At 36.8% G+C, this 10,016-nt stretch carries 9 protein-coding genes; 2 read left to right on the top strand and 7 right to left on the bottom strand.

The window, feature by feature from the left end; all coding sequences use genetic code 11:
• Nucleotides 1-146: 146 nt before the first annotated feature.
• The 3 genes from ACEN4L_RS02530 to ACEN4L_RS02520 all read right to left on the bottom strand — a co-directional run bounded on the left by ACEN4L_RS02530 (nucleotide 147) and on the right by ACEN4L_RS02520 (nucleotide 4,672).
• Entirely contained in the window at nucleotides 147-1,271 is a 1,125-nt protein-coding gene (locus tag ACEN4L_RS02530) for an AI-2E family transporter (protein ID WP_407095776.1), read from the bottom strand.
• Between the two features lie 37 nt (nucleotides 1,272-1,308).
• Nucleotides 1,309-2,343, bottom strand: coding sequence for a M42 family metallopeptidase (locus ACEN4L_RS02525; RefSeq protein WP_407095775.1), 1,035 nt, complete (start codon nucleotides 2,341-2,343; stop codon nucleotides 1,309-1,311).
• 199 nt (nucleotides 2,344-2,542) lie between these two features.
• Nucleotides 2,543-4,672: a DNA topoisomerase 3 gene (locus tag ACEN4L_RS02520; protein WP_407095774.1), complete on the bottom strand. Its 2,130-nt coding sequence runs from the start codon at nucleotides 4,670-4,672 to the stop codon at nucleotides 2,543-2,545.
• A gap of 284 nt (nucleotides 4,673-4,956) precedes the next feature.
• Here ACEN4L_RS02520 and ACEN4L_RS02515 point away from each other — a divergent pair, with 284 nt between their 5' ends.
• Nucleotides 4,957-5,406 carry a GNAT family N-acetyltransferase gene (locus tag ACEN4L_RS02515; RefSeq protein ID WP_407095773.1) on the top strand — a complete coding sequence of 150 codons (450 nt, stop codon included), beginning with the start codon at nucleotides 4,957-4,959 and terminating at the stop codon, nucleotides 5,404-5,406.
• Between the two features lie 88 nt (nucleotides 5,407-5,494).
• Here the strand turns inward: ACEN4L_RS02515 and mgtE are convergent, their stop codons facing one another.
• The 4 genes from mgtE to ACEN4L_RS02495 form a co-directional block, all read right to left on the bottom strand.
• Entirely contained in the window at nucleotides 5,495-6,856 is a 1,362-nt protein-coding gene (gene mgtE / locus ACEN4L_RS02510) for a magnesium transporter (protein ID WP_407095772.1), read from the bottom strand.
• Between the two features lie 15 nt (nucleotides 6,857-6,871).
• Complete coding sequence (locus tag ACEN4L_RS02505) at nucleotides 6,872-7,777, bottom strand: RluA family pseudouridine synthase (RefSeq protein ID WP_407095771.1); 906 nt, start codon at nucleotides 7,775-7,777, stop codon at nucleotides 6,872-6,874.
• A complete protein-coding gene (locus ACEN4L_RS02500) occupies nucleotides 7,767-8,579 on the bottom strand; it encodes an NAD kinase (protein ID WP_407095770.1) in 813 nt (270 codons plus the stop codon). Before ACEN4L_RS02500 ends, ACEN4L_RS02505 begins: the two co-directional genes overlap by 11 nt.
• Nucleotides 8,580-8,648: 69 nt before the next feature.
• Entirely contained in the window at nucleotides 8,649-9,236 is a 588-nt protein-coding gene (locus ACEN4L_RS02495; RefSeq protein WP_407095769.1) for a GTP pyrophosphokinase family protein, read from the bottom strand.
• 169 nt (nucleotides 9,237-9,405) lie between these two features.
• Here ACEN4L_RS02495 and ACEN4L_RS02490 point away from each other — a divergent pair, with 169 nt between their 5' ends.
• Nucleotides 9,406-9,984, top strand: coding sequence for a CYTH domain-containing protein (locus ACEN4L_RS02490; RefSeq protein WP_407095768.1), 579 nt, complete (start codon nucleotides 9,406-9,408; stop codon nucleotides 9,982-9,984).
• Nucleotides 9,985-10,016 lie beyond the last annotated feature (32 nt).

Genomic DNA, 10,016 nt, shown 5'->3' with positions numbered 1-10,016 from the left:
CCTTTACGATTATATTTAGGCGCTCAAACCTATAATTGTATGGTAACGGTCTTCCTCTTTTTTTGTCAACTTAAAAAACGATCGTCATTCGTCTTTTATTTCTACCACCGAATATTTTACACTAAGTTCAGAAGTTCGTGTATTTTTTATTCAGAAGTTCGTGTATTTTTTTTCAAATTCCGATATTTGTATTCTTTTCTAAGCTTGTACATATTGTGAAGATAGCTAATAATAGTTTTGGTCACTGCATAAGTCGGAACAGCTATGATCATTCCCAGCACACCTGATAGATTTCCTGCCACCAATAACAATACGATGATGGTCAGTGGATGGATATCTAAGGATTTCCCTATGATATTAGGTGAAACCAGATTGCTTTCAATTTGTTGAATGACCAATACTACTAGAGCTACTTTCAAAGCTTGAACAGGTGAGATGGTCAGAGCCAAGACAACGGCTGGAGCAGCACCGATAAATGGTCCAAGATAAGGAATGATATTCGTTACGCCGGCAATCAGTCCTAACAGCAATGCATAAGGCTGCCCAACGAGTAAATACCCTAAATAAGTAAAGATACCAATGAATAAACACACTAAAGCTTGTCCACTAATATAAGAAGAAATGGTATTGTTCATTTGTCCCATTAAACCAATCATTTCTGTCCGGTACTCAAAAGGTAAAAACCGAGAGATGGCTTGGGGCAATTTACTGCCATCACGGAACATATAAAATAACATAATCGGTACGGTAACAATAAAAATCGCTGCATTGGTTACGATACCGACTAGAGAGCCCAAACTTGTGGTGACATTTGTGATCAAGAAATTCGAAACACTTCTTATCGTCAATCCAAAAGAATCCACGATTTCAGTAACATCAATTTCCTTAAACCACTCTTGCTCTTCTAATTTGGCTAATTGCATTTCTAAATTATTGACTACTTTTGGCAAGTTCTCCAGTAATTGCCCGATTTGTGTCAGAATGGCTGGAATCAATGTCAAAACCAAAATGATTACAATGCTAATAAAAACCAAGAGTACGATAGGAGTAGCGATTTTTCTTTTGATATTGATTTTTTCCAGTAAAGATACAATCGGAGTCAGCAGGTAATACAGAAATCCAGCAGTTAGAATCGGCATAAACAGTGTAGCTATAAATGTTGTGACGGGGAAAAATAGGAAGTCGATTTTTGTCATAATAAAAATAATGGTGACGACTACCAATAGCCACACTGTCCAGAACATCAACTTAGAATCTTTCATTTTATTCATATTTTGCATTCCTCTTTCGCGAAGGGTCATAAATTTTTTAATTCATTTTTGAGAACAGGTAATTTTCCACTAATTGTTCGGTGGCAACTATCGAGTCATTATGCGTTCTTTCATAGGCGTGGCTAGCATCAATTCCAGCTCCGATCAAGGCATGTCGTACGTCGGCTCCAGCTTTCATAGCTGCTGAAGCATCGCTTCCATAATAAGGATAAATATCTAATTGGTACGGGATTTGATTTTTTTCACACAAGTTAGTCAAGTTTTTTCTAAATTCATAGTGATATGGACCACTCGCATCTTTCACACAAATGGAAACAGAATATTCATCTGTTTGTTGGTCATCGCCCATAGCTCCCATATCAACTGCTAAATACTCCACTACTTTATCTGAAATATTGGAGTTGCCGCCATATCCGATTTCTTCATTGTTCGAGATAAAAAAATGCGTCGTATACGGCAATTTTCTATTGTCTGTCTTTAATTTCTTCAAGAATTGGATCAAGATTGCTACGCTCACTTTGTCATCTAAGTGACGCGACTTGATAAAACCTGTTTCTGTAATTTCGGTACGAGCATCGAAGCTGATAAAGTCTCCGACTGAAATTCCAAGAGCTTTAGTTTCTTCAGCGTTTGTGATTTTTTCGTCTATTCTAACTTCGATGTTGTCTTGGTTCCTTTCTGCTTCTCCGGCATCTTTATACACATGAACGCTCGTTTGGTGCATCAGGATTGTGCCAGAGTAAGTAGTATCATTCGCAGTATGAATAGTGCAGTATTCTCCTTCAATAGCATTGAATCGAAATCCACCAATCAAATCGATTTTCAAACGGCCATCTGGTTTGATGGCGCGGACCATCGCTCCTAATGTATCTACATGAGCAGTGATGAAGCGTTCTTGTTCCTTGGTTTCGCCCTCTACGGTAACAATTAAACTCCCTTTTCGATTAATAGTCGGTTGATACCCTGCTTTTACCAAGGTAGATTGGATTGACGCAATGATTTCGTATGTATTGCCTGTTGGAGAAGGAATCGTAGTTAGTTTTTTAACGACATCAATTGTTTTTTCAGACATTTATTTAACTCCATTCTATGTAATTTTTTATAATTTTAGTATAAGCTAAAGAGTTTGAGAATGAAAGGCAGGTATTTGTTTTCAAATTTCTTTTCTTTCGCAAAATCAGTTCTGATCATTTTCCATAACCCCTTTTTAAAAACGATAGCAAAAACCCTTCAACATTTGCCGTTGAAGGGTTTCCTTACAAGCTGCTTACTTATTTATCCGCTTTTTCGTACGGTTTAAATGTCAACTTATACTCTTCATTTAGTATCAGAGCAGCTGAAAATAGTTGTCCATTTTTTTTCTTAAATCCTTTTAATAGTGCAGACTCTCTCTGAGACAGCAGCTTTTTGATGGTAGCCTCAGACAACGTTTTTCCTATAAAACGTTTCGGCAAGGTAAATGAACAACCGTTACTGTATCCCTGACAACCATAAAATTTTCCTTTATCCATTATCGATTTCCCGCATACAGGGCATATTCCAACTTCTTTTTTTGCAGAGGTCGAAGCGCTTATCTGGTCAGACCAGTCACTGCTTTCCATCACTTCAGCACTTGAAACGATGGTATGATGAATAAATTTTTGGATATTCGTCAAGAAAGCTTGTTGCGTACCTTCTTCTTTCTTTATTTTCTTTAAATAGGTTTCCCACTTAGCTGTCATCTCAGGGCTGCTTAATAAGGTGTTTTCCACTGCTTGACAGAGTATGACCCCTTTTGGAGTGATCGTCACATTATTTTTTTGAATATCAATGTAGGTTTGTTTTTTTAGTGTTTCAAGGACGTTCGCCCTTGTCGCCTCTGTGCCTATTCCTTCAGTCGCTTTTAAAATTTCTTTTTCTTCTTCATTTTCCAACTCTTTGCCACACGTCTTCATTGCTGTGATCAAAGTTCCCTCTGTGTATGCTTTTGGCGGAGATGTAAATCCTTCTGTTGTTTTTAATTCAGTATCAACAGATTCTTTTTCTCTCAGCAAAGGCAGCTCTGTATTCTCTTCCTTCTCTGTTTTCTGGCTCATCGAAAATTCCAGTCTTCGCCAGCCTTTATCCAGTACCGTTTTCCCTTTACTGATAAAAGGCACTCCCTTAATATCTACAGTAACAACGGTTTCATCATATTGATAATCTGTTTCGAACATGGCTACTGTTCGTTTCAACACCGTAAAGTAAATTTCTTTTTGAATAGAAGAAAGTTTCGTTAATTCTTTTTGTGTCGGTACTTTTTTTGTGGGAATAATGGCATAGTGTTCTTGTACTTTCGATCCATCAACATAACGCTTGCGTTTGCTTTTATTAGGCTGATCAATAGCGTAGTTTAGTACACTTTGATAGCCTTCCAATCTGTCAAGCAGATAATAGAACTCTGAATCTGTAATATACCGGCAATCACTTCGCGGATAACTCAGTAATTTAGCCTCATAAAGTGACTGTACATGTTTTAACGTATCTGAAGGGCTCACTTTATATTTCTTATTGACAAGACTCTGCAAGTCGCTTAAAGAAAATAAATATGGCGACGGCTGTGAGATTCTTTTTGTTTTTATATCCGTGATCGTACCTGGATTATTAGCTAGTAATAGATGCATTTGTATCAATTCTTGCAATTCTTTTTTTGTTTGAAATTTTTTAGTATATTTGGCTTTAAAGGTTCCATTTTCAGCAGTTACCATAGCGTGTAATTCATAAAAAGGTTGAGGAACAAACGTGTCAATTTCTTTTTGACGATTATAAATCATATACAAGGTTGGTGTTTGAACACGTCCTACACTAAATACCCCTTCGTTAATACCTTTTTTCTGTAGCGATAACGTATACAGGCGAGATAAATTAATGCCCACTAACCAGTCGCTGATTTGTCTAGTTTGTGCTTCAATATAAGCAGAATAAAAGTCTCTCCCTTCTCTTAGAGCATTAAACCCTTTTTGGATTTCATCTGCTTCCAAAGAATTAATCCATAATCGCTTGATTTCTTTATTCTCCACTTTTGCTTGATGGATAATTGATCTCGCAATATTTTCCCCTTCTCGATCGCTATCGGTTGCTATAACAATTTGGTCAGCGTCTTTTAATAACTTTTTTACTACTTGAAATTGCTTGGTTTTTCCTCGGCCTACTTTGAATTTAAATTGTTCTGGGATGATAGGCAATTCTCTCATATCCCATTTTTTCCATTTTTCTTTGTATTCATCAGGAGCAGCCAATTCCACCAGATGCCCAAATCCCCATGTGATAATATCAGTGGATGAGTGCAACACGATATAGCCGTCTTTTTTGGAGTATTTGCCAAATGACTCAGCATAGGCTTGTGCTTGTGAAGGTTTCTCTGCTAAAATAACACGTTTCATACTTTTCACATTCCTTAATTCTCTATTTTAATAAATGATTTTTCCTTCATTTTTTTAGACTTCACTTTACCAACTTGAAAATTCTTTTCTAAGTATATAGTACACTTTTTTTACTTTATTTTTGTAAATTCTATCGACATTTAAAATGAATATCCCTTTTTTCAAAAAAATTGAAAGCAGCTACACTATTTTTTATATAGACCTGTACCAGTTTTTTGAATTGTTCTTTTTTTCTGATTGTGTTACTCTAAATAACAACTAATAAGAAAACGGGGCTGATAAAAATGAAGTTCGAATGGACGACTGATCTTGAATCTATTACATATACGGACGCATTATCCATCCGTAAGAAAGTTTTCGTTGAAGAACAAAAGGTACCAATGGACTTAGAAATTGATGAATTAGAAGATAAGACACTTCATGTTGTGGGCTACTCTAATCACGCTGCAGTTGCTACAGCTCGGATGTATGAAAAATCTCCAAAGACTTATAAAATACAGCGCGTTGCAGTAGACTCAGATTTGCGCGGACAGCAATTAGGCGCTCAATTAATGCACGAAGTAGGACGCTATGCTGCTCAATTGGGTGGAGAAGCTATGGTACTTGATGCACAAGACTATGCTATACCATTTTATGAAAAGATCGGATTCCAAATCACGGACAGTGAAGGTTTTATGGATGCGGGAATTCCCCACCATTCAATGAAAAAAGAACTACACCCATCAGAAATTTAAAGATGACGGGAAATTTTTATATTGTAAAACCACCACAAAGGTCGAGCTACAACAGCTCCACCCTTTGTGGTGGTTTTTAATTAGCGGATCAGAGAAAATTTAAAAAATAAGCGGCAATATTAAAATAAATAAATACACTGGTCAAATCACTTAATGTCGTTATAAACGGACCACTCGCTACTGCCGGATCAAATCCCAACTTATCCATCAATACTGGAATCAGGCTTCCTGCTAGATTGGCGATAGTGATTGCAAACAGCATTGCTACTCCAATAACCAGGCCTAGCACAAAGTTTGATTGCCAAATACCGATCAATAAGAAAACAGTGATTCCGGTCACTAGTCCAGTAATGAGTCCTGAAGAAAGTTCTCCCCAAATCATCCGGCCAATTTTGTTTTGTCGATCTTCTTTTTCAGCCAATCTGCGAACAGCTACAGCCAACGATTGTGTTCCTGCATTCCCTGCAGTCCCAGTAATCAATGAAATAAAAACGGCTAAAATACTTGCTTTGCTGACCATAATCTCATAATTGCTGATAAGCGTTGAAGTTCCCATTCCTAAAAATAATAAGGTCACTAACCATGGCAAGCGTTTAGAAGCTACTATAAAGGGATTTTCTGATTTTTCATCTACGTCTACCCCAGCCAAACCAGAGTAGTCACTGGTTGCTTCTTCATCAATAACATCAATAATATCATCAACCGTGATGATTCCCACTAAGCGATCCACTAAATCGATAACAGGAACCGCTAAGAAGTCATAGTCACGAATAGCGTGTGCTACTTCTTCTTGATGATCTGTTACCGTTACAGATTTCAAGCGAGTTCCCATGACATTTCCAACGAGCTCGTCATCTTTACGCGTAATCAAATCTCTTAAAGAAAGTACTCCAACCAGCTGTCTTTTTGCATTTGTCACATATAAATAATAAATGGTTTCGGCTTCTTCTGCTTGTCGCTTAACCTCTACTAAGGCTTCTTTGATCGTTTGATTTGCTGAAATGGAGACAAATTCAGTCGTCATAATCGATCCAGCTGTATTGTCTTCATAAACTAATAAATCACTGATTTCTTCCGCCTCATCAAGAGGCATCAAGTCTAGAAATTCTTTTTGTTGTTTTTGCTCCAGCTGATTTAGAATATCAACGGCGTTATCCGTGTACATCTCACTTAACATATCCGCAGCATATTGGATATTCATTTCTTGCAAATAATCTTTGATAAACTCTTCATCTTCCTCTATGGTATCAAATAAATCCGCCATTTCCTCAGGAGAAAGAAAATTATACATCCGTTTTCTTTCTTCTTCTTCTAAGGATAAATAAAATTGGCCTTGATCATAAGTATGCAGTGAAAGAAAATACCTTCTAAAATTATTGATATCGCCGTCTGCTAAATACTGTTTTAAAAATTGTAATTTATCCTCTAATCTTTCAGGGGTTTCTTTCACTTTGTTTCTTCCTTTCTACGAGGTGATGCCATGAATCTGTTGTAATCTCCAGTTTTGAATATCTTTAGGGTAGTCTGCTATCAGAACAATTCTTTCTTTTAAGAACGGATGATAAAAAGACAGCTCTCGACAATGCAGAGCTTGCCTTTGAACACACTTATTTTCTTTTCCTCCGTATAATGAATCCCCCATCAATGGAAAACCTACTGAACTAAAATGGACTCTAATTTGATGTGTACGTCCTGTATGCAGTTGGATGTCAACTAAAGTATTTTTTTCAAATTCTTCCTTTACCCAATACTCCGTTAAAGCTGGTTTGCCACTTTCATGGACTCTCCGTGTAATAATAGAATCACTTGTACGGGCGATTGGTGTGTCTATATGTCCATGCTGCTTTTTTAAGTGCCCAGATATGATGGCAGTATATTTTTTTATGACTCGTTTATCTCTCAGCTCTTGATCAATCAGTGCATGAGCGTAGCGATGTTTAGCGAAAAACATCAAACCTGATGTATCGCGATCCAACCGTGTAACGATATGAATCACTTTATTCGGGTATTCTTTTTGATTAAAATATCCTTTTACTCGATTAGCCATGGTATCTTTTGGATGGACGTTCGAAGGAATAGAAGCTACTCCTGCTGGTTTATTGACAATCAAAAAGTGATCGTCTTCAAACGCGATATCTATTGGCAGATCCGAGGGTTCGATATTAGGCGTTCCTTCATCATCCGGAACGGTGATTTGTATATGATCATTAAATGACAGCTTATAAATAGACTTTGTTTCTTTCTGATTGACTTCTATTTTGCCGCCTTGAAATTTCACTTGAGCCAACAAGCCTTTAGAAACACCTTGCTGTTTTAAAAAAGTTTTTACTTGCATCGGTTCTTTTTCTTTGTATTGCCAACTAAACATCATACTTTTGTTTCGCTCCTAAAAATCCTGCTTCTACGCGGTTCCAAAAATGGGTATGGCGGTAGCGTGCAAAATGTATTCTTTCTTCAGCCACACGATAAGACAATTCTACGATGTTTTTCTCTGAAGAGGTGAGGTGATCAATCGTTAACACAAATCCTTCAGAAGTTACTGGTTTTAACGTCAACCATTCATCTGTAGGGATAATCATCGGTGAACTTAATGTGCGAAATACGCGATTGTTTATCGAAGCTATTTCTGCGATTTGGATAGCATTGATTCTGGGATGAATAACAGCTCCCCCAACAGATTTATTGTATCCAGTCGATCCTGTAGGTGTTGAAACACACATTCCGTCACCTCTAAAACGTTCAAAAAATTCATCCTTAATATAAACATCACAGACCATCGTACCATCAACACGCTTAATGGCAGATTCATTCAATGCTAAAAAGTGAGAAGGTTCTTTACGGCTTTGGTAAGTTGCGGACACATCTAGTAAAGGATAGCTCACACTTTCACCTTTATCTCTGATCAAACTTTCCACAAGTTCTTTGATTTCAAAGTCTCGCCAATCCGTATAGAACCCTAAGTGTCCAGTATGCACCCCTACAAATCGAACTTGATTCAACATATGGGCATAGCGGTGAAAAGCAGACAACAATGTCCCATCTCCTCCTACTGTTACGACTACATCTGGATTTTTATTGTCTAATTTCAAACCAGCTTTTAAAGCTAATTCACGAAATTGTTTTACTAATGCAACTGATTTTTCACTCTCATTACTTACAATCCCTATATTCACAGTTGACCTCCTTATGTCCAATTATTTTGTGACTGTCGGTGCTTATCCTATAAGAATTTCAGACATATTTTATCGTATTTCTTCTCTGATTTGCGACATCTCTTCATCCAATCTGAATGCTGCTTCAGCTGCTCTTTCAAGACGAGATCTAAGCTCTTCAGGTAAATCATCTTGGTATTTATAGTTTAACGAATGCTCAATAGTCGCCCAAAAATTCATCGCCAACGTTCGAATTTGGATTTCCACTAAGATGTTTTTTTCCCCATCTATCAACTGAACAGGATACTCTATAATAATATGATACGAGCGGTAGCCGCTATCTTTTTTGTGTAAAATATAATCTTTTTCTTCTATAATCGTCATATCTTTTCGTTTTTGAATCAACGCTACTATATCGTGAATATCGTCTACAAATTGGCACATTATACGCAATCCAGCAATGTCTTGCATTTCATTTTCTAAATTTTCAAACGAAATGTTCCGCAATTCCATTTTACCTAAAATACTGTCAACTGGTTTGACCCTGCCAGTGACAAATTCTATTGGATTATGCATATTTTCTGCATGGTATTGTCTCCGCAATCCTCTTAGTTTCACTTTCAACTCTTCAACAGCTTGTGAATAAGGAGATAAAAATTCAGTCCAATTTTCAATCATAGCAACAACCTTCTTTATCGTTCTTGTCTTTTAAGCTTTCATAAGCTTCGAATAGTATTAGTTTACCATATTTTGAATTAAAGAAGAAACTTCGCGTAGCCTTATTCTATTCTATGTTAAACTAATTTAGATAGCATAACCTGACTAGAGATATGAAGGAGAGTTTATAATGAGCGAAGAACTAGAAATTGAATTTAAAAATCTATTGACTGAAACTGAATATTTATCTTTACTCCATTCGCTAGGAGCCAAACAATCCGATTTTTTCACTCAAGAAAATTATTATTTTGATACTCCTACTGAGGCATTGAAAACTTTGAATGCCGGACTTAGAATACGGATTTTACCGTTTGCAGCAGAATTGACGTTAAAGACTCCCTATGGACTTCACTTATTGGAAACCACAGATAACTTAACACTCGCTGAAGCTTCTCATCACATCACCAACCACACGATCAAAGCAGATGGAGCTGTAGGAACTAAGCTTTCTGAATTAGGAGTGGGCGTGAACGATCTCTATTGCTTTGGTTCTTTAAAGACTGTCCGATTTGAAAAAAAAGTTCCTGAAGGATTGATCGTCTTGGACAAAAGTTCGTATGTTGGCAAAACTGACTATGAATTGGAGTATGAAGCACCTGATCATGAAAGCGGAATAGCCTTTTTTAATGCCTTTTTAACCAAGAATCACCTTTCGAGAAGAATCGGAAAAAACAAAATAGCTCGTATGAAAGATGCCTTAAATAATTAATTGTCAAAACTTGTGACTTCATCAAAGCATTG

The organism is Desemzia sp. FAM 23988, from assembly GCF_045528365.1.
Taxonomy (GTDB): Bacteria; Bacillota; Bacilli; order Lactobacillales; family Carnobacteriaceae; genus Desemzia.
The sequence above is the reverse complement of the archived record's forward strand: the minus strand, read 5'-3'. Positions and strand labels throughout refer to the sequence as shown.

Excerpts from the sequence above, each read along its gene's own strand:
- ACEN4L_RS02520 (WP_407095774.1), bottom strand. The coding sequence starts at position 4,672 with ATGAAACGTGTTATTTTAGCAGAGAAACCTTCACAAGCACAAGCCTAT.
- ACEN4L_RS02495 (WP_407095769.1), bottom strand. The coding sequence starts at position 9,236 with ATGATTGAAAATTGGACTGAATTTTTATCTCCTTATTCACAAGCTGTT.
- ACEN4L_RS02490 (WP_407095768.1), top strand. The coding sequence starts at position 9,406 with ATGAGCGAAGAACTAGAAATTGAATTTAAAAATCTATTGACTGAAACT.
- ACEN4L_RS02515 (WP_407095773.1), top strand. The coding sequence starts at position 4,957 with ATGAAGTTCGAATGGACGACTGATCTTGAATCTATTACATATACGGAC.
- ACEN4L_RS02530 (WP_407095776.1), bottom strand. The coding sequence starts at position 1,271 with ATGAATAAAATGAAAGATTCTAAGTTGATGTTCTGGACAGTGTGGCTA.
- ACEN4L_RS02505 (WP_407095771.1), bottom strand. The coding sequence starts at position 7,777 with ATGATGTTTAGTTGGCAATACAAAGAAAAAGAACCGATGCAAGTAAAA.
- ACEN4L_RS02525 (WP_407095775.1), bottom strand. The coding sequence starts at position 2,343 with ATGTCTGAAAAAACAATTGATGTCGTTAAAAAACTAACTACGATTCCT.